This is a genomic window from Stenotrophomonas maltophilia (assembly GCF_006970445.1).
Classification (GTDB): domain Bacteria; phylum Pseudomonadota; class Gammaproteobacteria; order Xanthomonadales; family Xanthomonadaceae; genus Stenotrophomonas; species Stenotrophomonas maltophilia_AU.
The window spans coordinates 4523406-4549249 of sequence record NZ_CP033877.1 but is presented as its reverse complement, the minus strand read 5'-3'; the positions used below and the strand labels follow the sequence as shown (position 1 = coordinate 4549249).

Below are 25844 nucleotides of genomic sequence, written 5' to 3'. Positions count from 1 at the left end.
AGCAATAATCGTCCGGTGGCCGGGGCATGGACGCGACAAGGCGCCCAAACACAGGCCGGAAAGGGGGGAAATGGATGGCTCAGACTACCACCGAGCGCCCGCCTTCGGAATGCTTGTCCCCTACTTATTCACAAAAACATCCACAGCTATTGCACAGCCCAGTGAATTCGCGTAGCTGACAGGGGTTGACTTGGGGCGGGGTACCTCTCTAGAATTTCCGGTTCTTTCCGTCCCATTCATACGAGAGGCCCCCAATGGCCACGAAGCGCACCTACCAGCCCAGCAACCTCAAGCGTAAGCGCGACCACGGCTTCCGTGCCCGTATGAAGACCGCTGACGGCCGCAAGATCCTGTCGCGTCGCCGCGCCAAGGGCCGCAAAGTCCTGAGCGCCTGATTGCCATGCCGCACCCCGCGGCAGACGCAATCCCTTCGACAGTGAATACTGCAGACCCGCGCAAGCGATTCCCTCGCTCTGCGCGGGTTCGCACGCGTGCCGAATACTCAACGGTCTTCAACGGCGCCCGCCGTGTGTCCGATCCGCTGATGACCCTGCACTGGCTGCCGGCTGACCGGCCGGCCAGGCTGGGTCTGGCGGTTTCCCGCAAGGTTGATCCGAACGCCGTTGGGCGTAACCGGATCAAGCGCGTCCTGCGCGACATCCTGCGTCAGACACGTACCGAAATCCAGCCAGGCGACTTCGTCGTCGTGGCTCGTAGTGCTGCGCGTTCCGCCAGCAACGACGAGATCCGCCAGGCCTTCCTGCGCCTGCTGCGTCGCCTGCGTGCATTGCCCGCGCCGGGCGTGGACGGCACAATGCCGCCGCCTGATGGCATCGCAACTCCTTCTTTGACCGAGCCGGCATCGCGTCCCGGCCCCGCCGAGCCTGTCCGCTGATGAACCAGACCCGCGTATTCCTCATTTTTGCCTGGCTGATGGTGGCCGTGCTGCTGTGGATGGAGTGGAGCCGTGAAAAGGCTGCTCCGACCCCGGCACCGACGACCACGTCGGCCCCGGCTGCCGCACAGAGTGTTCCGGGCGCTGCCCCGGGCAGCATTCCCAGTGCACAGGTCCCGGGCGCCCCGGGCCAGGCCGCTGTGCAGGCCCAGGCCAGTGCCACCCCGGCCAGCCAGCGCGTGACCGTCACCACCGACGTCCTGCGCCTGGTGCTTGATGGCGGCCGCGTGCTCGATGCCGAGCTGCTGCAGTTCCCGCAGACCAAGGACGAAGGCAGCCCGCCGGTACGCCTGCTGACCGAAGACCCCGCGCATCCGTACAGCGCGATCAGTGGCTGGGCCAGCGAAGACAAGAACACCCCGGTTCCCGGCGCCGACGGCTTCAAGCTGGTCGGTGACACCAAGGACTTCGTGCTGGCCAAGGGCCAGAACGAACTGCAGATCCCGTTCGTGTGGACCGCCGACAACGGCGTGACCATCAAGCGCACCCTGACCGTCTCGCGCAACGAGTACGCCGTGCGCTTCAAGGACGAAGTCAGCAACGCCGGCGCCGCGCCGTGGAACGGCTACGTCTACCGCACCCTGGACCGCACCCCGACCATCCTGTCGCGGAGCATGACCAACCCGGATTCCTTCAGCTTCAACGGTGCCACCTGGTACGACAACGACAAGAAGTACCAGCGTCGTGCGTTCAAGGATTATCTGGACGACGGCGCGCTGAACCAGAACATCACCGGCGGCTGGCTGGCGATGCTGCAGCACCACTTCTTCACCGCCTGGATCCCGCAGAAGGACCAGACCGCGCACTACGTGCTGTCGCAGGTGGCCGGTCGTGACCTGATCGAAGCGCGTGGCCCGGCCTTCACTGTGGCCCCGGGCCAGTCCACCAGCACCGAGGCCCGCCTGTGGGTCGGCCCGAAGCTGGTCAACCTGATCGCCAAGGAAGACGTGCCGGGCCTGGACCGCGTGGTCGACTACAGCCGCTTCTCGATGATGGCGGTGATCGGCCAGGGCCTGTTCTGGGTGCTGAACCAGGTGCACAAGCTGGTCGGCAACTGGGGCTGGGCGATCGTCGGCCTGGTGGTGCTGCTGAAGCTGGTGCTGTACCCGCTGTCGGCGACCCAGTACAAGAGCGGTGCCAAGATGCGCCGCTTCCAGCCGCGCATCGCGCAGCTGAAGGAACGCTATGGCGACGACCGCCAGAAGTTCCAGACCGCGATGATGGAGCTGTACAAGAAGGAAAAGATCAATCCGATGGGCGGCTGCCTGCCGATTCTCATCCAGATGCCGATCTTCTTCGCCCTGTACTGGGTGCTGGTGGAATCGGTCGAACTGCGCCAGGCGCCCTGGTTCGGCTGGATCCAGGACCTGACCGCGCGCGACCCGTACTTCATCCTGCCGGTGATCAACGTGGCAGTGATGTGGTTCACCCAGAAGCTGACCCCGGCACCGGGCATGGACCCGATGCAGCAGAAGATGATGCAGTTCATGCCGCTGGTGTTCGGCGTCATGATGGCCTTCATGCCGTCCGGCCTGGTCCTGTACTGGGTGGTCAACGGCGGCCTGGGCCTGCTGCAGCAGTGGTGGATGACCAAGCGCCATGGCGGCGAGCCAGTCCCGGCCACCACCGCTCCGGCCCCGGTCAAGAAGAAGTAATCGGTAGAGCCGGCCGCTGGCCGGCTGACCCCAGCAAAAGCCCGCCGCAAGGCGGGCTTTTCGCATGCGGCGTTAGAATCGCCTGCACATCGTTCCTCCCACCTTCGAGTCCACCATGCTGCGTGCGTCGTCGTTCCGCCTGTTCCTGCCCTCGCTGTTGTTGACGCTGGTTGTTGCCGGCTGCGGCGACAAGGACGCGAAGGCGCCGGCGACCACGGTCACCCAGCCGAGCGCGCAGGCCGCGGCCGCCGCCGATCCCGCCGCAGCGCCGTTGCTGGCGGCGCTGCAGAAGCAGCTCGACGGTTACCGCCGGATCATCGTGCTGCTGGCCGACGAGGAACAGCAGTCGGCCGCCGACCGCGGCACTTCCACGCGCGTGGGCCAACAGCTGTTCCACGATGGCCTGGAACAGCGCACGGCCATCGCCGCGCAGTTCGACACTTTGCTGCGCGGTTCCAGCGCACAGCGCTTCGCCACCCTCGGCACCGTGCTGGACTACATCGAGTCGGCGCCCGAGCTGTTCGACGCCGACCGCCTGGCCTTCCGCGAAGTGTTGCGTGATCTGCATGAGCGGGTCGGCACCGATTCCTCGCTGCCGGCGGTGAAACTGCACCAGCGCATCGGTGAGGACCTGGAGGCGCTCGATGAGATCGAGCGCAACTACAACCAGGAACTGACCCGCATCTTCAGCCGTTTCGAGCGCACCCGCGCCATCGAACTGAAGCGCGAGAAGTGGGACGACTACATCGCCCACCTGCACAAGGACTACAGCCGCGAAGCGATCCTGCGCGACTATGGCGTGATCGAGCCGTATCCGATGTCGATGAAGGACAGCGACCGCGAGATCTTCGGACGCGACCTGCCGGCCAAGACCGTGGTGCTGACCTTCGACGACGGTCCGCACAAGGCCTACACCGATGAAGTGGTGGCCATCCTCAAGCGCTACGATGTGCCGGGCGTGTTCTTCGAAGTGGGCCGCAACCTGGGCAAGGTCGAGGCCGACGGCAAGGTCAGCCTCGGCCCGATGGCGAAGATCAGCCGCAACCTGATGGAAGAGGGCTATGCGGTCGGCAACCACAGCCTGACCCACGCCCAGCTGTCGCGCACCACCGGCGACGCGCTGCGCCAGCAGGTGCTGGACACCGACACGCTGCTGAAGGATGTCGACAGCAAGCGCGCACCGCTGTTCCGCTTCCCGTATGGCGCGCGCAATGCCGAAGGCCTGCAGCTGCTCAACGAAGCCGGGCTGAAGTCGATCATGTGGAACATCGACTCGATGGACTGGGCCGACCCGGTGCCGGAATCGATCGTACAGCGCGTACTCGACCAGGTGAACAAGGAACAGCGCGGCATCATCCTGTTCCACGACATCCACGATCGTGCGGTGAAGGCGCTGCCGCAGATCCTCGATCGGCTGATTGCCGATGGTTACCAGTTCGCCGGATGGAACGGCCGCGACTTCACCGTTGCACGAGCGCGCAAGGGTGATGCCGGTGCCGCCACGGTCACCACCGGCTACGAGAAGTCGTGGGCGATCGTGGTCGGCATCGACAACTACGCCAAGTGGCCGAAGCTGGAGTACGCCAGCCATGATGCCCAGGCGGTGGCCGATACCCTGACCGGGCAGTTCGGCTTCCCGTCCTCGCAGGTGATCGTGCTGAAGAACGAGCAGGCCACCCGCAACAACATCCTCGCGGCCTTCCACGACCGCCTGGCCGACGACCGCACCGGAAAGAACGACCGCGTGTTCGTGTTCTTCGCCGGCCATGGCGCGACCCGCCAGCTCGCCTCCGGGCGCGACCTCGGCTACATCATTCCGGTCGATTCGGATCCGAAGGAATTCGCCACCGACGCGATTGCGATGACCGACATCCAGAACATCGCCGAAAGCATGCAGGCCAAGCATGTGATGTTCGTAATGGATGCCTGCTACAGCGGCCTGGGCCTGACCCGTGGTGGCCCGTCGTCGTCGTCGTTCCTGCGCGAGAACGCCCGCCGCAGCGCGCGGCAGATGCTGACCGCCGGTGGTGCCGACCAGCAGGTGGCCGATGCCGGCCCGAACGGCCACTCGGTGTTCACCTGGGTGCTGCTGCAGGCGCTGGCCGGCAAGGGTGACCTCAACGGCGACGGCCTGATCACCGGTACCGAGCTGGCCGCCTACGTGGCGCCGGCCGTATCGGCGGTCTCGCACCAGACCCCGGCGTTCGGCAGCCTGCCCGGTTCGCAGGGGGGCGAGTTCGTGTTCCAGGTGCCGGACAGCCAGGAATTCCTCAACGCCGATACGCGCCAGCTGACCGCCGATGCGATTGCACTGAACAACAAGGTGGATGCCGCCAGCGAAGCCAAGGGCAGCCAGGCACCGGTGACCGTGGCCGACCTGCAGGGCGGCAAGGCCAAGCTGGTGGTGCCCACCGCCGGCCCGGCGTCCGACCGCCAGCGCGCGCAGCAGGCCAATGACCGCGGCCTGCAGCTGTACCGCGAGAAGCAGTACGACGAGGCGGCCGCGCAGTTCGCCGAAGCGCTGAAGCTGCGCCCTGACTTTGCCCAGGCTGCGAACAACCTCGGCTTCGTCTACTACCGCCAGCAGCGTTATGCGGAAGCCGCACGCTGGCTGGAGAACACCTTGAAGATCGACCCGTCGCGCGCGGTGGCCCATCTGAACCTGGGCGATGCCTACTTCAACGCGGGCGACAAGGCCAAGGCCAGGCAGGCCTACACGACTTACCTGGCGCTGCAGCCGCAGGGCAGCGGCGCGGCCCAGGCGCGCGCGCAGCTGGAGAAGCTCTGAGCCATGAGCGACGCGATCCGTACCGACACCATCGTGGCCATCGCCAGTGCCCCCGGCGCCGGGGGGGTTGGTCTGCTGCGCCTGTCCGGCCCGCGTGCCGCGGCGATCGCCAATGCGCTGGGCGCGCCTGCACTGCGCCCGCGCCACGCGCACTACGCACGCCTGCGCGACGCTGATGGCGAAGTCATCGACGATGGCATCGTGCTGTGGTTCCCGGCACCGAACAGCTTCACCGGCGAAGAGGTGGTGGAACTGCAGGGCCACGGCAGCCCGGTGCTGCTGCAGCAACTGGTCGCGCGCTGCATTGGGCTCGGTGCGCGCCAGGCGCGACCGGGTGAGTTCAGCGAACGGGCGTTTCTCAATGGCAAGCTCGACCTCGCCCAGGCCGAGGCCATTGCCGACCTGATCGCCGCCGGCGACAACCGCGCCGCACGCGCGGCGCGCCGTTCGCTGGATGGTGTGTTCTCGCGCCGGATCGACGCGGTGATCGAACAGCTGGTGCTGCTGCGCATCCATGTCGAAGCGGCCATCGACTTCGCCGACGAACCGCTGGACACGCTCGGCGGCGCGCAGGTGCGGCGTGGCCTGGAGCAGGCACGCGCCGACCTGGCCCTGCTGCGGCGGGACGCCGAACGCGGTCGCCGCCTGCGCGATGGCCTGCATGCGGTGCTGATCGGTCCGCCGAATGCCGGCAAGAGCTCACTGCTCAATGCCCTGGCTGGCAGCGAGCGCGCCATCGTCACCGACATCGCCGGTACCACCCGCGACACCCTGCGCGAGACCATCCGCCTGGACGGCCTGGAGCTGACCCTGGTCGACACCGCCGGCCTTCGCGACGGCGGTGACGCCATCGAACGCGAAGGCATGCGCCGCGCCCACGTGGAAATCGAGCGCACCGACCTGGCGCTGATCGTGCTGGATGCGCGCGATCCGGCGGCCGGCGAAGCGGCACTGGGCGAGGCCGTGGCGGCGGTGCCGCACAAGGTCTACATCCACAACAAGTCGGATCTGCTGGACGTGCTGCCGGCGCTGGATGATCCGGACCGCGTGTTTGTTTCAGCTGCGACCGGCGCCGGGTTGGAAGATCTGCATGCGCGCCTGCGCAGCATCGCCAGCGCCGGGGCAGGCGAGCAGGTGGACGGCGAATTCTCTGCGCGTACGCGACACGTGGATGCGATTGAACGCGCGCAGGAACATGCGCAGCGCGCCGATGGCGAGCTGGCCCACGAGCACCTGGAACTGGCCGCCGAGGAACTGCGGCTGGCCCACGATGCGCTGGGCGAGATCACCGGGCAGATGAGTGCCGATGATCTGCTGGGAAGGATCTTCTCCAGTTTCTGCATCGGGAAGTAACACGGGGTCAGATCCCCAAAGGGGCTCTGACCCCAGTTCCCCCACCTGTCACATTGCCGCCTCATACTGACGCCCATCACATACCGCTTGGGGAAGTCGCAGTGAAGTCGTGGGGTTGTGCGTTGCTGTTGTCGCTGGCCATGGCACCATCGGTGGCCATGAGTGCTGAATCCTCCACCCCGGCCGCACCCAAGGTGTCGGTCTACGGCCATCGCGGGGCAAGCGCACTGCTGCCCGAGCACACCCTGGCCTCGTATGCGCAGGCCATCGCCGATGGCGCCGACTACATCGAACCGGACCTGGTGATGACCAAGGACGGGGTGATGGTGGCCCGCCACGAGAATGAGATCGGTGGCACCACCGACGTCGCCTCGCATCCGGAGTTCGCCAGCCGCCGCACCAGCAAGGTGATCGACGGGCAGAAGGTCGACGGCTGGTTCACCGAAGACTTCACCTTGGCAGAGCTGAAGACCCTGTACGCCCGTGAGCGCCTGCCGGAACTGCGCAGCACCGCCTACGACGGCCAGTTCCGCATCGCCAGCCTGGACGAGATCCTGGCCTTCCTGGTGCAGCAGGCCGGGCGCGCCAACCGCGGCATCGGCCTGGTGCCGGAGATCAAGCACCCGACCTACTTCCAGTCCATCGGCCTGCCGATGGAGGACAAGCTGCTGGCGGCGCTGCGTGGCAATGCGTACACCAACGTCGGCCCAGTCACCATCCAGTCGTTCGAGACCGCCAACCTGCGTTACCTGCATGGCAAGATCGGGCGGGGCAGCAACATCCGCCTGCTGCAGCTGCTGTGGAAGGGCGATACCCAGCCGGCCGACATCGCCAAGGCCGGCGGCACGCTGACCTACGCACAGATGATGACCCCGGCCGGGCTGAAGGACATCGCCGGCTACGCCGATGGCATCGGCCCCGAGCTGCGTTCGATCATTCCGCTGGATGCCAAGGGCGCGCTGGGTACGCCGACGTCGCTGGTACATGATGCGCACGCGGCCGGCCTGATGGTGATTCCATACACCTTCCGCCCGGAAAACCACTTCCAGCCCAGCAACCTGCGCAAGGGCGCGGACAACGCGCGCAACGTCGAAGGCTCGATCGCCGAGATGCGCGCCTACCTGGCGACCGGCATCGATGCCTTCTTCACCGATGATCCGGCGCTGGGCCGGCAGGCGGTGGACGGGATGGGCACGGCGGGGAACTGATTCTCCCGGTAGTGCCGGCCGCTGGCCGGCAACGCGAGGATTGCCAACGAAGGTTCATGAGGTTGCCGGCCAGCGGCCGGCACTACCATCGCTCAACCGCGCGGCTCGTCCGGCCGGCGGAACGGGATCACCACGTAGTCCTGGCCCTCGCGCGGCTGCCACAGCACCGGCACGCGCTGCGGTGACGGCGGTTCCAGCTCGTCGTCGGCCAGCGGCTCGACCTCGTCCTCTTCATCTTCCCAGCTGTAGCGCGGGCGCGGTGGCAGCGGGTCGGCGTTGCGGAACAGCAGCGCAGCGATGATGCCGGCGAAGGCGCCGCCCATGTGCGACTGCCAGGACACACCATCGGCGTGCGGCAGGATGGTCATCAGCATGCCGCCGTAGAACAGCATGCCGATCAGGCCGGTGGCGATGGCCGCGCGATCGCGGCGCAGCAGGCCCAGGCTGGCCAGCAGGAACATCAGGCCGTGGGTCACGCCGCTGGCGCCCAGGTGCACGCTGCCCGGATTGCCCAGCATCCACGCACCGATGCCCGAGCCCAGCCACAGCAGGGGCAGGGCGCGCACGGTGGCTTTCGGGTAGACGCTGCCGGCCAGCGTGCCGAGGATCAGGATCGCGATGCTGTTGGCGGCGATGTGCTCGACCGAGGCATGCAGCATCGGGCCGCCGATCAGGCCAAGCAGGCCCTTGGCTTCCAGCGGCGCGACTGCCCACGGTCGCCAGTCGAACGTGCCCTGCAGGGCGAACACGGCCACCAGCACCAGCACGGCGGCCAAGCTGACATTGAACGCCCGCAGGATGCGCGAGCGGTCATTGCGGGGGGCCGGCACGTCGCCAGCGGGCAGGGGCGCGTTGTTGTTCATACCTCAGCAATGGCGGTGGTTGGTGCGAAACCAAGGCCACCGCCGCGGGAGAGTGGAAACGGCCGGCGGGACAATCCCACCGGCCGCGCCATCCAGCGGGTCAGGCTCAGGCCTGGCCTTCGCCTTCCTTCGGCGGGTACTTCAGGCTCAACACCACGGTAGCGGCGATGATCACCGCCACCACGCCCAGCGAGATCGGGGTCGGGATCTTGAACAGGTCGATGATCATCATCTTGATGCCGATGAAGCCCAGCACCAGCGCCAGGCCGTACGGCAGCAGGTGGAAGCGGTCGGCCATGCCGGCCAGCAGGAAGAACATCGCACGCAGGCCCAGCACCGCGAACACGTTGGAGGTGAGCACGATGAACGGGTCGGTGGTGATCGCGAAGATCGCCGGGATGCTGTCCACCGCGAAGATCACGTCGGTGACCGCGATCAGGATCAGCACCGCGAACAGCGGGGTGAACCAGCGCACGCCATCGCGTTTCACGCTCAACGCGTTGCCGGCGTAGTCCGGCAGCAGGCGCAGGTGCTTGCGCATCCAGCGCAGGGCCGGGTTGGTCTCCAGGTCCGGCTCCTGGCCGGCGGCGAACCACATCTTCCAGCCGGTGAACAGCAGGAAGGCACCGAACACGTAGAGCAGCCAATGGAACTGGCTGATCAGCACGCTGCCGGCGAAGATCATGATCGTACGCAGCACGATCGCACCCAGGATGCCGATGATCAGCACCTTCTGGCGCTGCTCCTCCGGCACCGCGAAGTAGCTCATGATCATCAGGAAGACAAAGATGTTGTCGACCGCCAGCGCCTTTTCGACCAGGTAGCCGGTCAGGAACTCGAGGCCGACCTTGTTGGCCACAACCTGGCCGGCGGTCTCATTCAGGTAGTACCACAGGCCCGCGTTGAACAGCAGGGCCAGCGCGACCCAGCCGATGGACCACCACAGGGCCTCCTTGAAGGTGACCTTGTGCGGTCCACCATGGCGCATCAACACGAGGTCGACCAGCAGGGCGATGACCACCACCGCTGCGAAGCCGCCCCACAACCACACGTTACCGATCGTCTGCATTGGGAATGTCCGTTGGAAAGATGAATGCCAGGCCGGACGGCGAGGATCTGCAACGGAGGATCGGGAGGGGGGATCCAGGGACAGAGCTTCGCCAGTACGGCGAAGGTCTCGCTCGCAGTTCCAGTCGGCTGGAACTGCCGTTGCACCGGAGCCTGCGGGCTCGAAATGACGGCGACAACGTCTGGGAGCTACTCCCCTTCTGGCGCCGATTCTGCCGTCTGGCCGGGCCGCCGTCAAATGCCGGGTGGCCGGGGTCCCCGCTCCGGTAGATGCCAACCTTGGCTGGCATGCCGGCCGGGGTCAGAGCCCCTGCGGGGATCTGACCCGGCGCCCGGTTTACAATAGGTGGATGAATACCCCCCTTCCGATTGTCCGCCTCAAGAACGCGTGGCGCTCCAGCCACCCGTGGATCTTCCAGAAACTGGTCGAGAAGCCGACCGTCCGGCCCAAGCCCGGTTCCATCGTCGACGTGGTCGGCATTGATGGCGAGTTCATTGGCCGCGGGTTCTACAACGGGCATTCGCGCATTGCCGTGCGCATCCTTGAAACCGACCAGAACGTGCCGGTGGATGCCGGCTGGTTCTCGCGCAAGATCGCCCAGGCGGTGTCGCTGCGCCGTGAGGTGCTGAAGCTCGACGCGGTGTCCGACGCCTGGCGCGTGGTGCACAGCGAGGGCGACGGCCTGTCCGGCCTGGTGGTGGATCGCTACGGCGACCTGGTGGTGGTCGAATTCTTCGCCGCCGGCATGTTCCGCCACCGTGAGTGGATCTACGACGCCCTGCGCGAGCAGTTCCCGGGCTGCCGCTTCCACAGCTTCGCCGACGAGCACGTGCAGAAGCAGGAAAGCTTCGATTTCCACGGCAACACCACCACTGAAGCGTCGGTGATCACCGAGTACGGCATCAAGTTCCGCGCCGACCCGGCCGGTGCGCACAAGACCGGTTTCTTCGCCGACCAGCGCGAGAACCGCGAGTGGCTGAGCCAGCAGGTGGAAGGCAAGAGCGTGCTGGACCTGTGCTGCAACACCGGCGGTTTCGCCGTGTATGCCGCTGCACGTGGGGCCACCGAAGTGGTTGGCATCGACATCGATGAGGACGTCATCCAGATCGCCAAGGGCAATTCGCGCCTGAACAACGTGCGCCCGAAGTTCGTCCAGTCCGACATCTTCCCGTGGCTGCGCGACGCCGCCAACCGCGGTGAGCAGTACGATGTGGTGATCCTGGACCCGGCGAAGATGACCCGCGACCGCGACCAGGTCATCACCGCGCTGAAGAAGTACCTGGACATGAACAAGCTGGCGCTGGGCGTGGTCAAGCCGGGCGGTCTGTTCGCCACCTTCTCGTGCACCGGCCTGGTGGCCGAGGACCAGTTCCTCGACATGCTGCGCCGCGCGGCCTACTTCTCCGGCCGCACGATCCAGATCCTGAAGGTCGCTGGTGCGGGTCCGGACCATCCGTTCATGGCCCACGTGCAGGAATCGCGTTACCTCAAGGCCGTGTTCTGCCGCGTGGTGGACTGAGCCGTCTGTTGCTGTAGAGCCGAGCCGCGCCACCTGATCAATGGGGCGCCATTCTTGCGAACGCATCGCAATGCGCGGGAAGCTGGCCGCCGGGCAGTGAACATGATTCACTGCCCGGCGCTACCCAATGCGTGGCCGCAGCGCTATGGTCGGGCTCTTCCCATTCGCGGTGAGCGCCCATGCCTTCGTTGCGCCAGCTGTCCGTCGTGCTTGCCGTGGCGCTGTGCGCGCCGCTGTCGGCCCATGCCATCGAGTTCAGTGCGCAGGAACTGGCCCGCGCCAAAACCCTGCAGCAACGCCTGGTCACGCTCGACAGCCATCTGGATACGCCGGCCAACTTCGGTCGCAGCGGTTTCGACATCGAGCAACGCCACGACCGCAACGCCCTTTCGCAGGTCGATTACCCGCGCATGGTCGAGGGCGCGCTGGACGGCGGTTTCTGGGCGATCTACACCGACCAGGGCGACCGCACCGCCGCCGCCCATCTGGCCGAGCGTGACCACGGCCTGCAGCGACTGCTGGAAATCCGAGAGATGCTGGCGGCCAATCCCGAGCGCTTCGCGCTGGCACTGACCGCCGATGATGCCGCGCGGATCAAGGCCGCCGGCAAGCGCGTGGTCTACGTCAGCATGGAAAACGCCAGCCCGCTGGTGGAAGACCCGAGCCTGCTCTCGTTCTACCACCGTGCCGGCCTGCGCCTGCTCAGCACCGTGCACTTCGCCAACAACGAGTTCGCCGATTCGGCCACCGACCCCAAGGGCGCGGAGTGGAAGGGCCTGAGCCCGGCCGGCAAGGAGCTGGTACGGCAGGCAGTGAAGCTGGGCATCGTGATCGATCAGTCGCATGCCTCGGACGCGGTGTTCGATGACCTGCTGGCGATGATGCCGGTGCCGTTCGTGCTGTCGCACAGCTCGGCCAAGGCCGTGTATGACCACCCGCGCAATCTGGATGACGCGCGCCTGCGCAAGCTGGCCAAGGCCGGTGGCGTGATCCAGGTGAACGCCTTTGGCGGCTACCTGATCGACACGGCGAAGACGCCCGAGCGCAAGCAGGCCGAAGAAGCGCTGAGCAAGCAGCTGGGCGGCTGGGAAGGGATGGGCATCGAGCAGGGCGTGGCCCTGCTGAAAGCCGAACAGGCGCTGGACCATGAACATCCGGTGCGCCATGCCAGCCTGGACGATTTCTTCGCCCACTTCGAGCACATCCTCAAGGTGGTCGGCCCCGAGCACGTGGGCATCGGCCTGGACTGGGATGGCGGCGGTGGCCTGAGTGACCTGCCCGATGTCAGCCAGCTGCCGAAGATCACGGCCTGGCTGCTGCGCAAGGGCTATACCGAGAAGCAGATTGCCGGCATCTGGGGCGGCAACCTGCTGCGGGTGATGCGCCAGGCGCAGGATTACGCGGCAAAACGGGGCGGGTGAAACGCCCTGCGGTAGTGCCGGCCGCTGGCCGGCAACTCGCATCGTGTTGATACGGGCAATGCCGGCCAGCGGCCGGCACTACCGGTGATCCGTTTACTTCGCGATCAGTGCGTGGCGGCGGCTGTACAGGAAGTACAGCACCAGGCCGACCACGTTCCACAGCAGGAAGTACAGCTGCGTGGTGTGCGGCAGGCTGATGAACAGATAGATGCAGCCCAGTGCGGCCAGCGGGCCCACCACGAAGGCCGCCGGAGTGCGGAAGCTGCGCTCGCGGTTCGGTTCGCGCAGGCGCAGCACCACCAGGCAGACACCCACTGCAGTGAACGCAGCCAGGGTGCCGGCGTTGGCCAGCGCGGCGATCTCGTCCAGGCGTGCCACGCCGGCCAGGGCCGACACCACGACCGCGGTGAACAGCGTGGTCGCCACCGGCGTGCCGGTGCGCGCATTGACCTTGGACAGGCCACGCGGCAGCAGGCCATCGCGGCTCATCACGAAGAAGATGCGGCTCTGGCCGTACAGGAAGGCCAGCAGCACGGTCGGCAGCGCGATGATCGCGATCACGCCGATCACCATTGCCGCGGTCGGATGGCCGAGCTGGCGCATGATCAGCGCCAGCGGCTCGGCGCTGTGGCCGAACACCGCATAGCTCATCGCACCAACGGCCGCGAGCGCGACCAGCACGTAGACGATGGTGCAGCCGATCATCGAGCCGATGATGCCGATCGACAGGTCGCGGCCCGGGTTCTTGGTTTCTTCGGCGGCGGTGGAGATCGCATCGAAGCCGTAGAAGGCGAAGAAGATGATCGCTGCCGCCGCCATTACGCCGTGTTCGACGCCATCAGGGCCCATCGACTTGGCAAAGCCATACGGCATGAACGGCTGCAGGTTGGCGCTGTCGAAGGCGGGCAGGGCCACGGCCACGAAGATGGCCAGCGCGATCAGCTTGAACACCACCAGGATGGCATTGAGGGTGGCACTTTCCTTGGTGCCGGCCATCAGCATGCCGGCCACCAGCCAGGTGATGACGATCGCCGGCAGGTTGATCATGCCGCCTTCCACGTGCGGGCCGGCTGCGAGCCAGGCTGGCAGGTGCACGTTCCAGCCGAACTGGGTGTGGACCCATTCGAGGAAGCCGACGAAGTAGCCGGACCAGCCCACCGCCACCGTACTCACCACCAGTGAGTACTCCAGGATCAGGCTCCAGCCCACCACCCAGGCGAACACCTCGCCCAGCGCGCTGTAGCTGTAGGTGTAGGCACTGCCGGCGGCCGGCATCATCGTCGACAGCTCGGCGTAGGACAGCGCCGCACAGGCGCAGACCGCACCGGCGATGGCGAAGGAGATCAGCACGGCCGGACCGGCCAGGTTGGCACCCACGCCGATCAGCGTGTAGATGCCGGTACCGACGATGGCACCGATGCCCAGCGCGATCAGGTGCGGCCAGCTGAGCGTCGGGATCAGGCGCCTGCCGGCTTCGTGGACGGTGACGGAATCTAGGGACTTGCGCCGGAACAGGGACATGCAGGCCTCGGAAGGGGTGACTAAGAACGACAAGTCCCCGAGTGTGACCGAACGCAGCGCAGCATTACCACTGACGGGGGTCATACCCGACACGCCGCGCGCTGCACCGCGAGCGGGCTGCCGGAATCGGCACAATCCGGCGGCAGCCACCCATGTGCGTTCGTCCCGGCCGCTGCTACGGCTCGATGTTGGCCATGCCACTGACCGAATACCGGTCACCGGCAGCGGCATGCAGCGGGAAGGCCGCATCCAGTGCATCCAGCGTGGCCGCATCCAGCTCCACCTGCAGCGCAGCGAGGTTCTCGTCCAGCCGTGCCCGCCGCGTCGTGCCCGGGATCGGCACGATGTGCTTGCCGCGCGACAGCACCCAGGCCAGCGCCAGCTGCGAGGCGGCGATGCCACGCTTGGCGGCCAGCGCCTGCACGGTGTCCACCAGTGCCAGGTTGCGCTGGAAGTTTTCGCCTTCGAAGCGGGGCGAGGTGCGTCGGTAATCATCGGCGTCGAAGTCATCCGGGCTGCGGATGGCGCCGGTCAGGAAGCCACGGCCCAGCGGCGAATACGGCACGAAGCCGATGCCCAGCTCCGCCGTGGTGGCCAGCACCCCGTTCTGCTCCGGCTCGCGCGACCACAGCGAGTACTCGCTCTGCACCGCAGTGATCGGGTGCACCGCATGGGCGCGGCGGACGGTGGCCGCCGAGGCCTCGGACAGGCCCAGCCAGCGCACCTTGCCCTGTTCCACCAGGCGTGCCATCGCACCTACGGTGTCCTCGATCGGCACGGTGGGGTCGACGCGGTGCTGGTAATACAGGTCGATATGGTCCACGCCCAGCCGACGCAGGCTGGCTTCGCAGGCGGCCTGCACATAGTCCGGGTGGCCGTTGACCTGCCGCGCCTTCGGGTCGGTCGGGTCCAGGCCGATGCCGAACTTGCTGGCCAGGAACACCTGGTTGCGGCGCCCGGCAATCGCGCGGCCGACCAGCACCTCATTGGTGTGCGGGCCATACACATCGGCGGTATCGAGCAGGGTCACGCCACGGTCCAGCGCGTGCCGGATGACGGCAATGCCGTCATCGTCACTGCCGCGGCCGCCGTAGTAGGCGCTCATGCCCATGCAGCCCAGGCCGAGGGCAGACACGGTAGGGCCGGCGGGGCCGAGAGTACGGGTCTTCATGCGGATCTCCTTGGGGGAAGCGCCGTGCCCGGATGGGCGGCGGCGTGGGGCTTAGCTTCCTCCTCTCGATCATGTGGATAAACTGCGTACCACCGGACTTACCTTGAAGAATGGCTTCACAATGGATGCTTCCGTCCCCCTCACCGCTGTGGTCGCCTTCGTCCACGTGGCCGAGCACGCCAGCTTTACCCGCGCCGCCGATGCCCTGGGCGTGTCGACCTCGGCGCTGTCGCAGAGCGTGCGCGCGCTGGAAGCGCGGATGGGCGTGCGGCTGCTGCAGCGGACCACGCGGCGGGTCAGCCTGACCGAACACGGCGCGCGTTTCCTGCAGCGTGTGCGCGGCGGCCTCGATCAGATTGACCAGGCCTTTGCCGAACTGGACAGCGCGCGCTCGGTGCCTGCCGGGCGGCTGCGTGTGACCCTGCCGCGCATCGTCGCCGATCGCATGGTGCTGCCGCGGCTGCCCGATTTCCTTGCGCGTTACCCGCAGGTGCAGGTGGAACTGTGCGTCGACCCCGCGCTGACCGATCTGGTGGCCGAGGGCTTCGACGCCGGCATCCGCCTGGGCGAATCACTCGCACAGGGCATGATCGCGGTGCCGGTCGGGCCACCCGAGCGGCAGGTGGTGGTGGCCACGCCGGCCTACTTCGAACGCCATGGCATGCCGCAGACCCCGCATGACCTGCAGGGCCACGCCTGCATCGTGCACCGCCTGGCCAACGGCCGGCTGATGCCCTGGGAGTTCAGCCGCGAAGGGCACGATCTGGACGTGGAAGTGCGCGGGCGGCTGGTGTTCAACGATGCCGGCGTCGCCCATCGCGCCGTGCTGGCGGGGCTGGGCATGGCCCAGGGCTTCGCCTCGCTGATGGCCGACGACATCGCTGCTGGGCGACTGCAGAGCGTGCTGCAGGACTGGCAGCCGCCATTCCCCGGCTTCCACCTGTACTACCCCGCGCGTGAGCAGATGGCGCCCAAGCTGCGGGTGTTCATCGATCACCTGCGCGCGGGAATGCATGATTCGCAGCCCTGGTAGACGCCAACCCTGGTTGGCGGACGTCGCGTCGGCTCAGTCGAGCCCGCCCGGCGCGACGGTCAGCGGCTCGACGCCCGGCCAATGGCAGCCATCCTCCTGCCACGCCGCGCTGTCATCGTGGAAGGGGGTGCGATGGCCATCACGGGCGCGTTCGTAGCTCAGATCCAGCACCAGTGCGCCCTGTGTGCTCAGCAGGTAGCGGCCGTTGAGGCGCCCATCGATGCGTTCTTCCCACACACTGTCGAACTGGTAGGGGCGATCTTCGGCCAGCACCGTCGTTTCCTGCGACACCTGTTGCAGTTGCAGGCGGCCGCGCTGCCCGGCGTACTGCACGTCGGCCCTGCCATCGTCCAGCCAGCGCCACAGCAGGTGGATGCTGTCGTTGCGACCGCCCGTCAGGCAGCGATGGTCCCGCACGGTGTTGGCAGAGGCGGCACCGGCCAGCAGCAGGGTCAGGCCAAGCAGTGGCAGCCGCCCGTTCATCCGTTCAGCCCCAAGCGGATGCCGAACCCCACCAGGAACAGGCCGGCCACCCGGCGCAGTGCATCGCTGACCCGCGGATGCTGGATCAACCGGCGGCGGGCCAGGTTGCCGACCCCGATCAGCATCGAGCAGTAGGCGATGCTGACCACCAGGATGATGCCGGCCAACGCCGCGAAGGTGGCGATGCCCTGATGCGCCTTCGGATCGATGAACAACGGCAGGAAGGCCATGTAGAACAGGATCGCCTTCGGATTGAGCAGGCTGACCAGGATCGCCTGCTGGAAGTAGCGGCCCGGCTGCATGCGGATCGGGCCGGCGTCACCGCCCTCGTGCTTCGGCGTGCGCAGCAGGCTGATGCCGACCCACACCAGGTAGGCCGCACCCAGGTACTGCACGGCGTGGAACACCAGCGGGTTGGCCTTGAGCAGCGCGGCCACGCCGGCCAGCGCCAGCCACATCAGGATCTGGTCACCGACCAGCAGGCCGGCCAACGCGGTGTAGCCGCCACGCACGCCACCCCGGCCCGTGGCGGTCAGCAGGGTGAAGGTGCCGGGGCCGGGCAGGGCGAGAAACACCAGCACGGCGACCAGAAACGTCCACAGGTCCTGGATGCCCATCCACGGCATGGCGGCGTTCTCTTGTTACGGGGGACCGCCATTGTCGGTCAGCGCCACGGCGGGCGACAGGGGGCCGGTGGGGCCAACCGGCATCCCGGACAGCAGCGGTTGCAGGTGCTGGCGCAGCTGCGCGTGCAGTTGCCGCACGGCGGGTGAGAACTGCTTGCGATGCGGGCACACCAGCTGCAGTGGGATGCTGCTGCCGACACCGTCCAGCAGCAGCTGCAGGCGCCCGGCCAGCACGTCCTCGCGCAGGTCCAACCAGGACTTGTAGGTGATGCCTTCGCCGGCGACGGCCCAGCGCCGCACCACGTCGGCGTCGTCGCAGACCAGCGGGCCGCGCACCGGAATCACGCTGCGGCGTCCTTCGACGTCGAACGACCAGCGATCGTAGGCGCGGCCACTGAGCTGATAGACCAGGCAATCGTGCTCGCGCAGCTCGTCCAGCCGCGTGGGCGTACCGCGTCGCTGCAGGTAGCCGGGCGAGGCCGCGAGTACGCGCCGGTTGCCTTCCAGCAGGGGCAGGGCGACGTAGTTGGCGTTGTCGAAGTGGCCGATGCGGATGGCCACGTCGACCGGGTCGCGGAACACATCGGCCACTTCGTCGGACAGGCGCAGGTGCAGGCGCAGCCGCGGGTGCGCGGCGCGGAACGCGCTCAGCCAGGGCAGCAGCAGGTTGCGGCCGAAATCCGACGGCGCCGACAGCTGCAGGGTGCCATGCAGCTCGGTGTCCTCGCCCTGCACGCGCGCCTGGCCTTCGCGCAGGGTGGCCAGTACCTCCTGCGCATACGGCAGGTACAGCGCGCCCTCACCGGTCAGGCGCAGGCTGCGGGTGGTGCGCACGAACAGGCGCAGGTCCAGCTCGCGTTCCAGCCGCGCCACCGCCGCGGCGACCTGCCCAGGCAGCAGATCGGCCTCGCGGGCTGCCTGCGAGAAGCTGCCCAGTGCGGCAGTGCGGACGAACAGCTGCAGATCGTCGAAGCGGATCATCTTCATTGCCAGAGTGAAAGTGCTGCCCGATTCTGCGCCTTTCTGCGGGAGCGCGCGCGGCGCAACCTGTCGCCTCCTTCCCCACTGGACCGCTGCCATGCGCGCCATTGCCTATACCCAAGCCGGCCTGCCGATCGATGATCCCCGGGCCCTGACCGACATCGAACTGGAGCTGCCGCAGCCCGGCCCGCGTGACCTGCGCGTGGCGGTACGCGCGGTGGCGGTGAACCCGGTCGACACCAAGGTCCGCCGCGGCGTGGCCACCGACGGCCCGCGCGTGCTGGGCTGGGATGCGGTCGGCATCGTCGACGCGGTGGGCAGCGAGGTGACCCTGTTCCAGCCCGGCGATGCGGTCTACTACGCCGGCGTCATCGATCGCCCGGGCAGCAATGCCGAGTACCAGCTGGTGGACGAGCGCAGCGTCGGCCGCAAGCCGGCCAGCCTCGATGATGCGGCCGCCGCCGCACTGCCACTGACCGCGATCACTGCATGGGAGCTGCTGTTCGACCGCCTGCGCATCCCCGAGGGCGGTGGCGAAGGCCAGACCCTGCTGGTGATCGGTGCGGCCGGTGGTGTCGGTTCGATCCTGGTGCAGCTGGCGCGGAAGCTGACCAAGCTGACCGTGATCGGCACCGCCTCGCGTCCGGATACCCAGGACTGGGCGTACGCAATGGGCGCACACCATGTGATCGACCACAGCCTGCCGCTGGCCGAGGGACTGGCACGGCTGGGCATCAGCGAGGTGCAGCACGTGGCCAGCCTGACCCATTCCGACCAGCACTACACGCAGATCGTCGAGCTGCTGGCGCCGCAGGGCCAGCTGGGGCTGATCGATGATCCCGGCCAGGTCGATGTGATGGCGCTCAAGCGCAAGGCGTTGTCACTGCACTGGGAATCGATGTTCACCCGGCCGCTGTACCGCACCGCCGACATGCAGCGCCAGCATGATCTGTTGAACCGGGTGGCCGAGCTGATCGACACGGGCGTGCTGCAGACCACGCTGGGCGAGCACTTCGGACGCATCGACGCGGCCAACCTGCGGCGCGCCCACGCGCTGCTGGAGAGCCACCGCGCCAAGGGCAAGATCGTGCTGGAAGGCTGGTAAGGCCGGTCATTCCCGCACCCTTGGGGTCAGATCCCTTTCCCAAAGGAAAAGGGATCTGACCCCTGCCTCAGGCCACGCCGTTGTCGACGTGGGCGGAGAAACCGGGCTGCTGCCGCAGGCGTTCGAACCATGCTGCGAGGTTTGGCAGCGCCGGTTTGGTGCCAGGCGTGCTGCGCCAGCGTTGGGTCGACAGCCCGAGCACGATGTCGGCCAGAGTGAAAGTGTTGCCCGCCACGTGCGAATGGCCACCGGCCAACTGTGTGTCGAGCACGCCCATCAAGCGGTTCCACTGCGCCAGGCTGGCCTCGGCGCGGGCATCGTCCGGGTAGTCCGGATGCTGGCGCACGCGCGCCATGAACACGTGCCGCCAGGCGCTGTTGAGGTCGCTGGCCTGCCAGTCCATCCACTGCTCGACCCGGGCGCGGCCCTGCGCCGTACCGGGCAGCAGGTCGTCACGGCCAGCGCGTACGGCCAGGTAGCGGCAGATGCTGTTGGACTCCCACAGCACGAAGTCGCCATCGCGCAGGACCGGCACCTGCCGGTTCGGGTTCCATGTGGCCAACAGGTCTGCCAGCGGTTCTGGCTCGTGGTGAAGTGGCAGGTCGAGGCCGGCGCACAGCCACATCACCTTGCGTACGTTGATGGAGGTGGGCTTTCCGTACAGAGCGAGCATGGGGGCTTCCGGGGCGGGCCGACCCAGCCTAGCGCAGCGGGGCTAAACTGATCGCATGAATATCGAAGTCCTCATGATCCTGGCTGTGGTCCTGCTGCTGGCGACCCTGGTCGCACTGTTGCTGCTGTGGCGTCGCACCCCTGGTAACGCAGCGTCCGACGATCTGCAGCGGCAGCTGGACAGCGAACGCGAACAACATCGTCTCGCCCTGGTCGATGCCGGCCAGCTGCGCGGCCGCCTCGATGCGCTGGGCGCGGAACTGGAAAACGAACGAGGCCGCAGCCAGCAGCACGCGCAGGCGGTCACCACGCTGACCGCCCGGGTGGAGCGCGAAGCAGCGCTGTCGGCCAGCCGCGAAGCACAACTGGCCGAACGTGAAGCGGCGCTGGCGCAGGCGCGCGCTGCCGTTGCCGATACCAGCAGCGAGCTGCAGCAGGCGCAGCAGCGCTACCAGCAGCTGCACGGTGAACATGCCCGCGCGGTAGCCAATCTGCAGCACTCCGAACGGGCCAGTGCCGAACTGCGCAGCTATCTCGATACCGCCAAGGAAAAGCTGTCCGGCGCCTTCGCCGAACTGGCGGGCAAGGTGTTCGACGAACGCGGACAGCAGTTCGAGAAGAACGTGCGGCAGGCGACGGTGCAGTCGCGCGCGGATATCGAGGGGCTGCTCAAGCCGTTCGCCGACAAGCTGGGTGATTTCCGCACCCGCGTCGACACCCTGTATGGCGAGGAAGCGCGCCAGCGCGCCAGCCTGCTGGGTGCGGTGGGCGAACTGAAGACGCTCAACCAGGACATGGCCGCGCAGGCATCGGCGTTGACCAATGCACTGAAGGGCAATGCCAAGGTCCGCGGCGACTGGGGCGAGCTGATGCTCGACAACGTCCTGCGCGGATCGGGCCTGGAAGAGGGCGTGCACTACCAGCGGCAGAAGCATGCCGTGGATGACGACGGTGCGCGTCTGCGGCCGGACGTGGTGGTGCAGTTCCCCGACGAACGCAGCGTGGTGATCGACAGCAAGGTGAACCTGATCGCCTGGCAGGAAGCCATGAATGCCGCCACCCCGGAGCAGTCCGAAGATGCGCTGCGCCGGCACGCGGTTGCGCTGCGCCAGCACGTGAAGGACCTGGGCGACAAAAACTATCCCAAGGCACTGGGCAGCGAGACACTGGACATCACCATTGCCTTCGTTCCCATCGAGGGTGCGTTGTCGGCCGCACTGGGCGCCGATGGCAGCCTGCAGGCGTTCGCCTTCGACAACCGCGTGGTGTTCGCCTCGCCCAACACCCTGATGGCGCTGCTGCGCGTGGCCGAGCGCCTGTGGACGCGCGACAAGGTGCAGAAGCAGGCGCTGAAGATCAGTGAGGCCGGCGGTCTGGTGCTGGACGCATTGACCGGGTTCCTGAAGGATTTCAATGCCGTGGGCACCAAGCTGGACGATGCCGCCAAGGTCTACGCCGATGCGCGCAATCGCCTGATCGACTCGCCGCAGTCGGCCATCAGCCGCGCCCGCCGGCTTGCCGAACTGGGCAGCAAGGCCAAGCGCGCGCTGCCGCCGGAGCTGACGCCCGACCCGATGCAGCAGCTGGGCGCATCGGAGGACGACGAGGACGGCAATGCGGGCTGACACTTCCTCTGCACCCGCGCCTGGCTATGCTGGGCGCCCTGTATCCGTGGCGGGTATCCCCATGCGCTTGCGCTCCTGTGCCGTTCTTGTCCTGGCAGCGTTGCTGGCCGCATGCAGCAGCGCCGCGCCGATCGCCGATACGGCAACGCCAACACCCGAAGCCAGCGAGGCCTACCGCGAAGCACGTGACGTCGACTGCCAGGCCGCCGGTGGCGCCCTGCAGCGGCTCGGCCGGCTGCAGCGCGAGCAGTGCGTGATTCCCTATGCCGACGCCGGCAAGACCTGCAGCCGCAAGAGTGACTGCACGGGCCAGTGCCTGGCCGGGGGCGAGGTGGCGCCCGGTGCTGTGGCGTCCGGTACCTGCCAGCGTGATGCCCGCCAGAACTTCGGGTGCCGCCAGCGCATCGATGACGGCAAGGCGCAGGGCACGATCTGCGTGGACTGATCGTCGTGCCGGCCGCTGGCCGGCAACCTCATGAACCCTTGCGAACGGTCGCACGATCGCCGGCCAGCGGCCAGCGGCCAGCGGCCAGCGGCCGGCACTACCGGCATCGCGCGGCGCTATGCTGATGGGCCATTCCCCGCCGTAGCCGGAGCCCCCGCGTGAGCACCCCGATCCAGGACATTTCCCTCACCACCATCGACGGCCAGCCGTCCTCGCTTGCCGACTACCAGGGCAAGGTGCTGCTGCTGGTCAACGTTGCCTCCAAGTGCGGCCTGACCCCGCAGTACGAAGGCCTGCAGGCGCTGTATGCGGAAAAGCATGCACAGGGCCTGGAAGTGCTGGGCTTCCCCGCAAACAACTTCCTCGGCCAGGAGCCGGGCAGCGAGGCCGAGATCCAGCAGTTCTGCCAGCTCACCTACGATGTCAGTTTCCCGATGTTCTCCAAGATCAGCGTGGCTGGCGAGGACACCCACCCGCTATACCAGCAGCTGACCGCTGCGCAGCCGCAGTCGATCGGTGAAGGCCCGCTGCGCGAGCGCCTGGCCAGCAAGGAGATCCCGATCCATCCGGCACCGGCGGTGCTGTGGAACTTCGAGAAGTTCCTGGTCGGCCGCGATGGCAAGGTCGTCGCCCGCTTTGCGCCGGATGTGGCCGCCGATGATGCGCGCCTGCGCGAGGCCATCGAGGCGGCACTGGCGGCCTGAGGAACGCGTGCCAACCAAGGTTGGCACCTACCGGAAAGGAACCCCGCCGGAAAAGAAAAACCCCGCCGAGGCGGGGTTTTTCATGCGCTGCAGACCGGACTCAGTGCGTCCACTGCGGCATCGGCATCGCATCGACCGGGATCGGCGAATTGGCATCGTCGTGGCCGCGGTCGCGCTTGCTGCGCAGATCGTTCTCGATCTGGTAGTTGCGGCGCTGCATCCAGGCATCGCGGACCAGGGCGTACTCGTCCACTGCGGTGTCGCGCAGATCGTCGATCGCCAGCAGCTGCGCGCGGGTATCGACCAGCTGCAGGCCCTGCAGGCCGATGCGGATCTTGTCTTCTTCGATGCGGCGCATCGGCGACAACGGGATGTCACCGGCCAGGCCGAACACATCGCGCACGGTACGCGGGCCGAAGAATGGCAGTTCCACGTAGCGCGAACGACGCCAGCCCCAGGCACCCAGGGTCTGGCCGAAGTCTTCATTGCGACGCGGCACCATCGCCTTGCTGGCCGGATCGAACAGGCCACCGATGCCCAGCGTGCTGTTCATCAGGAAGCGGCCGAGGCTGTCCCACGCATCGGCACCGCGGCCCTGCAGCAGCTGGTTGGTGATGGTGACCGGCGCGCGCAGGTTGCTGAAGAAGTTGCTGACGCCGGTACGCGCGAAGCGCGGCACCACATGGGTGTAGGCGGTGGCCAGCGGGCGGGCCACGCCGCGGTCGACCGCATTGTTGAACGTGTGCACCTTGCGGTTGAACGGTTCCCACGGATCGTAGGCCGCCGCACTGCCGGTGTTGCCGGTGCCACCATACAGGGCGTCGAAATCATCGTCGCCGGCGGCGGCGGTGGACGCTGCGGCCTTCGGTGGGCCGGCCGCTGCGCCCTGCGGCGCAGCCGTCGGCGACGAAGTGGCGGGCGCCGCAGGGTTGGCCACGGGGGTGACCGGAGCAGCGTCGACCACGCCGGTATCGGCCGTTGCGGCCGGCGCTTCGGCAGCAGGGCTGGGCGCAACCACGGTGCTGGCGACCGGTGCATCGCTGCGCGCGGGCTTGCCGGCACAGGCGGTCAGGGCGGTGGCCAGGAGGATCAGGGGGAAAGTGCGTACGACGTTCATGTCAGCTCGCAGCAGAAGTAGCGTTGAAATCCAGGTCGGGCGACAGCCGGTAGGCTGCGCTCAGCTCGTTGAAGCCGGCCGGTGCGCCGGAAATGGCCAGCGCATGGCCCGCCTTGCGTGCACGGGCCGCCAGTTCGGCCAGCAGGGCCAGGCCGGCGCTGTCCACGCGCTCGACCTCGCCCAGCTCCAGCCGTGCCAGCTTGGCCGGCAGGGCCTGCAGCTGCGGCCACAGTGCGATCACCGCGGCACGGTCAAGCACCCCGCGCAGGCGCAGGGTGTCGCCTTCCAGCAGCGCCAGTGCGTTACTTGCCATTGCCCGCGGGCCCGGCCTGCATGCTGCCGCTGTGCAGTTCGCTGGCCACCTGCTTGATGCCCTTCTGGCGCAGCGGGGTATCGAACTGGTTGCGGAAGGTCTGCACGTAGGAGATGCCTTCGATGTTGACGTCGAAGATCTTCCACTGGCCGTTCACGTTGCGCATCCAGTACTCGACCGGCGTCGGTTCGCTGCCGGCGCGCACCAGTTCGGTACTCACGCGCACGCCGCGATTGCCCGGCAACGGGCTTTCACCCTTCAGGCGGAAGCTCGGCTTGCCCTGGATGTTGAGCAGGGTCGAACCGTAGCGCTGCATCAGGCTGTCGGCCATGGCATCGGCGAACAGCTTGATGTCGGCATCCGAGGCGCCGCGGGCGTGCGGGCCCAGCACCAGGCGTGCCGCATAGTCGCGGTCGAAGGTGCGGTTCAATTCGCTGTCGATGTAGCTGCGCAGGCTGGCCGGGTTGCTGCTGAACTCGCTCCGGCGCTGTTGCAGGGTGGTGAGGATGCGCGTGCTGGCATCGATCACCACCTTGCCGGCCTGGCCCTGCGTCGCGGCTGCGGCGGGGGCGGCGGCCTGGGCCTGGGCGAGGAACGGCGTGGCCAGCAGCAGCGTCGAGGCGAGCAGGGCCGGGATCAGTTTCATCTTCATGGTTGCGGTTCCGTTGCAGGCGCCTGCGCGCCATCGTTGGGCTTCTGGCCTGCGCCACCACCGGCGCCGCCACTGAACATGTACTTGCCGACCAGCTGGATCAGGTCAACCGCCGGCTGGGTGAAGACGATCTCGTCACCGGCCTTGAGCACGTCCGGGTCACCGCCCGGCTGCAGACCGATATAGCTCTCGCCCAGCAAACCACTGGTGAAGATGCCGGCTGAGGTGTCCGCCGGCAGGTCCTTGACCTTGCTGTCCATGCGCAGGGTCACGATGGATTCGAACTTCACCGGATCCAGGTCGATCGAGGCGACCTGGCCGACGGTGACGCCGCCGATCTTCACCGGCGCCTGCTTGCGCAGCTGGCCGACCTGGGAGAAGCGCGCCTTCAGCTCGTAGCCCTGGCTGCCCCAGCTCCAGCGCTGGTTGGTCGAGGCCACGGCCAGCACCATCAGCGAGGCCAGGGCCAGCAGCAGGAATGCGCCGACAGAGAATTCGAGTCTGGGACCGCGGATGGCCATGTGGATTACCTGATCGAGTCGTGGTGGCCGCGCGCGCATGCGCA

Annotated in this window: 25 protein-coding genes; 13 read left to right on the top strand and 12 right to left on the bottom strand. The window is 67.4% G+C overall.

Annotation, left to right across the window (positions count from 1 at the left end; all coding sequences use genetic code 11):
- Positions 1-254 precede the first annotated feature (254 nt).
- The 6 genes from rpmH to EGM71_RS20775 all read left to right on the top strand — a co-directional run bounded on the left by rpmH (position 255) and on the right by EGM71_RS20775 (position 7959).
- Positions 255-395, top strand: a complete 141-nt coding sequence (gene rpmH, locus EGM71_RS20800; RefSeq protein ID WP_005411729.1) for a 50S ribosomal protein L34 — start codon at positions 255-257, stop codon at positions 393-395.
- Positions 396-400: 5 nt separating this feature from the next.
- The gene (gene rnpA / locus EGM71_RS20795) at positions 401-895 is read left to right on the top strand and encodes a ribonuclease P protein component (RefSeq protein WP_080053031.1); all 495 of its coding nucleotides are present in this window, start codon (positions 401-403) and stop codon (positions 893-895) included.
- Positions 895-2610 carry a membrane protein insertase YidC gene (gene yidC, locus EGM71_RS20790; protein WP_087924107.1) on the top strand — a complete coding sequence of 572 codons (1716 nt, stop codon included), beginning with the start codon at positions 895-897 and terminating at the stop codon, positions 2608-2610. The genes rnpA and yidC overlap by 1 nt, the downstream gene beginning before the upstream one ends.
- A 115-nt stretch (positions 2611-2725) precedes the next feature.
- Positions 2726-5398: a polysaccharide deacetylase family protein gene (locus tag EGM71_RS20785; RefSeq protein WP_188486878.1), complete on the top strand. Its 2673-nt coding sequence runs from the start codon at positions 2726-2728 to the stop codon at positions 5396-5398.
- 3 nt (positions 5399-5401) lie between these two features.
- Positions 5402-6751, top strand: coding sequence for a tRNA uridine-5-carboxymethylaminomethyl(34) synthesis GTPase MnmE (gene mnmE / locus EGM71_RS20780; RefSeq protein ID WP_188486876.1), 1350 nt, complete (start codon positions 5402-5404; stop codon positions 6749-6751).
- Positions 6752-6852: 101 nt separating this feature from the next.
- The gene (locus EGM71_RS20775) at positions 6853-7959 is read left to right on the top strand and encodes a glycerophosphodiester phosphodiesterase (RefSeq protein ID WP_188486874.1); all 1107 of its coding nucleotides are present in this window, start codon (positions 6853-6855) and stop codon (positions 7957-7959) included.
- A gap of 92 nt (positions 7960-8051) precedes the next feature.
- Here the strand turns inward: EGM71_RS20775 and EGM71_RS20770 are convergent, their stop codons facing one another.
- Both EGM71_RS20770 and EGM71_RS20765 read right to left on the bottom strand, forming a co-directional pair.
- On the bottom strand, positions 8052-8822 hold the full coding sequence (locus EGM71_RS20770; protein ID WP_188486872.1) for a rhomboid family intramembrane serine protease: 771 nt from the start codon (positions 8820-8822) through the stop codon (positions 8052-8054).
- A gap of 106 nt (positions 8823-8928) precedes the next feature.
- Complete coding sequence (locus EGM71_RS20765) at positions 8929-9891, bottom strand: TerC family protein (protein WP_088028162.1); 963 nt, start codon at positions 9889-9891, stop codon at positions 8929-8931.
- Between the two features lie 349 nt (positions 9892-10240).
- On the opposite strand from EGM71_RS20765, the gene EGM71_RS20760 reads away from it, so the two are divergent.
- Together EGM71_RS20760 and EGM71_RS20755 are read left to right on the top strand one after the other, a co-directional pair.
- Complete coding sequence (locus EGM71_RS20760) at positions 10241-11410, top strand: class I SAM-dependent rRNA methyltransferase (RefSeq protein WP_126929264.1); 1170 nt, start codon at positions 10241-10243, stop codon at positions 11408-11410.
- 179 nt (positions 11411-11589) lie between these two features.
- Positions 11590-12831 (top strand): dipeptidase, encoded by a 1242-nt coding sequence (locus EGM71_RS20755; RefSeq protein ID WP_188486870.1) that lies wholly within the window; start codon positions 11590-11592, stop codon positions 12829-12831.
- A 93-nt stretch (positions 12832-12924) separates the two neighbouring features.
- Here the strand turns inward: EGM71_RS20755 and EGM71_RS20750 are convergent, their stop codons facing one another.
- Positions 12925-14352 carry an amino acid permease gene (locus EGM71_RS20750; RefSeq protein ID WP_188486868.1) on the bottom strand — a complete coding sequence of 476 codons (1428 nt, stop codon included), beginning with the start codon at positions 14350-14352 and terminating at the stop codon, positions 12925-12927.
- A gap of 175 nt (positions 14353-14527) precedes the next feature.
- A complete protein-coding gene (locus EGM71_RS20745) occupies positions 14528-15523 on the bottom strand; it encodes an aldo/keto reductase (protein ID WP_188486866.1) in 996 nt (331 codons plus the stop codon).
- Positions 15524-15644: 121 nt separating this feature from the next.
- On the opposite strand from EGM71_RS20745, the gene EGM71_RS20740 reads away from it, so the two are divergent.
- The gene (locus EGM71_RS20740; protein WP_188486865.1) at positions 15645-16556 is read left to right on the top strand and encodes a LysR family transcriptional regulator; all 912 of its coding nucleotides are present in this window, start codon (positions 15645-15647) and stop codon (positions 16554-16556) included.
- Positions 16557-16589: 33 nt separating this feature from the next.
- Here the strand turns inward: EGM71_RS20740 and EGM71_RS20735 are convergent, their stop codons facing one another.
- Genes EGM71_RS20735 through EGM71_RS20725 form a run of 3 tightly spaced genes read right to left on the bottom strand, consistent with a single transcriptional unit; the run spans position 16590 to position 18652 of the window.
- The gene (locus tag EGM71_RS20735) at positions 16590-17039 is read right to left on the bottom strand and encodes a hypothetical protein (RefSeq protein WP_188486863.1); all 450 of its coding nucleotides are present in this window, start codon (positions 17037-17039) and stop codon (positions 16590-16592) included.
- Positions 17036-17665 (bottom strand): leucine efflux protein LeuE, encoded by a 630-nt coding sequence (gene leuE, locus EGM71_RS20730; RefSeq protein ID WP_101766349.1) that lies wholly within the window; start codon positions 17663-17665, stop codon positions 17036-17038. The genes EGM71_RS20735 and leuE overlap by 4 nt, the downstream gene beginning before the upstream one ends.
- A gap of 15 nt (positions 17666-17680) precedes the next feature.
- Complete coding sequence (locus EGM71_RS20725; protein WP_188486861.1) at positions 17681-18652, bottom strand: LysR family transcriptional regulator; 972 nt, start codon at positions 18650-18652, stop codon at positions 17681-17683.
- 91 nt (positions 18653-18743) lie between these two features.
- Between EGM71_RS20725 and EGM71_RS20720 the strand changes: the two genes are divergently transcribed.
- Positions 18744-19751 (top strand): zinc-binding alcohol dehydrogenase family protein, encoded by a 1008-nt coding sequence (locus tag EGM71_RS20720; protein ID WP_188486859.1) that lies wholly within the window; start codon positions 18744-18746, stop codon positions 19749-19751.
- A 67-nt stretch (positions 19752-19818) separates the two neighbouring features.
- Here the strand turns inward: EGM71_RS20720 and EGM71_RS20715 are convergent, their stop codons facing one another.
- Positions 19819-20424: a glutathione S-transferase family protein gene (locus tag EGM71_RS20715; protein WP_188486857.1), complete on the bottom strand. Its 606-nt coding sequence runs from the start codon at positions 20422-20424 to the stop codon at positions 19819-19821.
- 55 nt (positions 20425-20479) lie between these two features.
- On the opposite strand from EGM71_RS20715, the gene rmuC reads away from it, so the two are divergent.
- The 3 genes from rmuC (at position 20480) to EGM71_RS20700 (ending at position 23197) form a co-directional block, all read left to right on the top strand.
- Positions 20480-22048, top strand: a complete 1569-nt coding sequence (gene rmuC, locus EGM71_RS20710; protein ID WP_188486855.1) for a DNA recombination protein RmuC — start codon at positions 20480-20482, stop codon at positions 22046-22048.
- A 61-nt stretch (positions 22049-22109) separates the two neighbouring features.
- Complete coding sequence (locus EGM71_RS20705; protein WP_188486853.1) at positions 22110-22493, top strand: hypothetical protein; 384 nt, start codon at positions 22110-22112, stop codon at positions 22491-22493.
- A gap of 158 nt (positions 22494-22651) precedes the next feature.
- Entirely contained in the window at positions 22652-23197 is a 546-nt protein-coding gene (locus tag EGM71_RS20700) for a glutathione peroxidase (RefSeq protein ID WP_014039024.1), read from the top strand.
- A gap of 100 nt (positions 23198-23297) precedes the next feature.
- Here the strand turns inward: EGM71_RS20700 and EGM71_RS20695 are convergent, their stop codons facing one another.
- Genes EGM71_RS20695 through mlaD form a run of 4 tightly spaced genes read right to left on the bottom strand, consistent with a single transcriptional unit; the run spans position 23298 to position 25800 of the window.
- Entirely contained in the window at positions 23298-24314 is a 1017-nt protein-coding gene (locus tag EGM71_RS20695) for an MlaA family lipoprotein (protein WP_188486851.1), read from the bottom strand.
- A 1-nt stretch (position 24315) separates the two neighbouring features.
- Positions 24316-24627 (bottom strand): STAS domain-containing protein, encoded by a 312-nt coding sequence (locus tag EGM71_RS20690; protein ID WP_014648936.1) that lies wholly within the window; start codon positions 24625-24627, stop codon positions 24316-24318.
- A complete protein-coding gene (locus EGM71_RS20685) occupies positions 24617-25279 on the bottom strand; it encodes an MlaC/ttg2D family ABC transporter substrate-binding protein (protein WP_014039021.1) in 663 nt (220 codons plus the stop codon). Before EGM71_RS20685 ends, EGM71_RS20690 begins: the two co-directional genes overlap by 11 nt.
- The gene (mlaD, locus tag EGM71_RS20680) at positions 25276-25800 is read right to left on the bottom strand and encodes an outer membrane lipid asymmetry maintenance protein MlaD (protein WP_014039020.1); all 525 of its coding nucleotides are present in this window, start codon (positions 25798-25800) and stop codon (positions 25276-25278) included. Before mlaD ends, EGM71_RS20685 begins: the two co-directional genes overlap by 4 nt.
- Positions 25801-25844 lie beyond the last annotated feature (44 nt).

Bases quoted from the DNA above. Each gene is read 5' to 3' on its own strand.
- EGM71_RS20695 (WP_188486851.1), bottom strand. From the start codon at position 24,314: ATGAACGTCGTACGCACTTTCCCCCTGATCCTCCTGGCCACCGCCCTG.
- leuE (WP_101766349.1), bottom strand. From the start codon at position 17,665: ATGCCGTGGATGGGCATCCAGGACCTGTGGACGTTTCTGGTCGCCGTG.
- mnmE (WP_188486876.1), top strand. From the start codon at position 5,402: ATGAGCGACGCGATCCGTACCGACACCATCGTGGCCATCGCCAGTGCC.
- EGM71_RS20735 (WP_188486863.1), bottom strand. From the start codon at position 17,039: ATGAACGGGCGGCTGCCACTGCTTGGCCTGACCCTGCTGCTGGCCGGT.
- EGM71_RS20745 (WP_188486866.1), bottom strand. From the start codon at position 15,523: ATGAAGACCCGTACTCTCGGCCCCGCCGGCCCTACCGTGTCTGCCCTC.
- EGM71_RS20785 (WP_188486878.1), top strand. From the start codon at position 2,726: ATGCTGCGTGCGTCGTCGTTCCGCCTGTTCCTGCCCTCGCTGTTGTTG.
- EGM71_RS20740 (WP_188486865.1), top strand. From the start codon at position 15,645: ATGGATGCTTCCGTCCCCCTCACCGCTGTGGTCGCCTTCGTCCACGTG.
- rnpA (WP_080053031.1), top strand. From the start codon at position 401: ATGCCGCACCCCGCGGCAGACGCAATCCCTTCGACAGTGAATACTGCA.
- rmuC (WP_188486855.1), top strand. From the start codon at position 20,480: ATGAATATCGAAGTCCTCATGATCCTGGCTGTGGTCCTGCTGCTGGCG.
- EGM71_RS20765 (WP_088028162.1), bottom strand. From the start codon at position 9,891: ATGCAGACGATCGGTAACGTGTGGTTGTGGGGCGGCTTCGCAGCGGTG.
- yidC (WP_087924107.1), top strand. From the start codon at position 895: ATGAACCAGACCCGCGTATTCCTCATTTTTGCCTGGCTGATGGTGGCC.
- EGM71_RS20750 (WP_188486868.1), bottom strand. From the start codon at position 14,352: ATGTCCCTGTTCCGGCGCAAGTCCCTAGATTCCGTCACCGTCCACGAA.
- EGM71_RS20725 (WP_188486861.1), bottom strand. From the start codon at position 18,652: ATGAAGATGATCCGCTTCGACGATCTGCAGCTGTTCGTCCGCACTGCC.
- EGM71_RS20720 (WP_188486859.1), top strand. From the start codon at position 18,744: ATGCGCGCCATTGCCTATACCCAAGCCGGCCTGCCGATCGATGATCCC.
- rpmH (WP_005411729.1), top strand. From the start codon at position 255: ATGGCCACGAAGCGCACCTACCAGCCCAGCAACCTCAAGCGTAAGCGC.
- EGM71_RS20715 (WP_188486857.1), bottom strand. From the start codon at position 20,424: ATGCTCGCTCTGTACGGAAAGCCCACCTCCATCAACGTACGCAAGGTG.
- EGM71_RS20705 (WP_188486853.1), top strand. From the start codon at position 22,110: ATGCGCTTGCGCTCCTGTGCCGTTCTTGTCCTGGCAGCGTTGCTGGCC.
- EGM71_RS20755 (WP_188486870.1), top strand. From the start codon at position 11,590: ATGCCTTCGTTGCGCCAGCTGTCCGTCGTGCTTGCCGTGGCGCTGTGC.
- mlaD (WP_014039020.1), bottom strand. From the start codon at position 25,800: ATGGCCATCCGCGGTCCCAGACTCGAATTCTCTGTCGGCGCATTCCTG.
- EGM71_RS20690 (WP_014648936.1), bottom strand. From the start codon at position 24,627: ATGGCAAGTAACGCACTGGCGCTGCTGGAAGGCGACACCCTGCGCCTG.
- EGM71_RS20770 (WP_188486872.1), bottom strand. From the start codon at position 8,822: ATGAACAACAACGCGCCCCTGCCCGCTGGCGACGTGCCGGCCCCCCGC.
- EGM71_RS20760 (WP_126929264.1), top strand. From the start codon at position 10,241: ATGAATACCCCCCTTCCGATTGTCCGCCTCAAGAACGCGTGGCGCTCC.
- EGM71_RS20685 (WP_014039021.1), bottom strand. From the start codon at position 25,279: ATGAAGATGAAACTGATCCCGGCCCTGCTCGCCTCGACGCTGCTGCTG.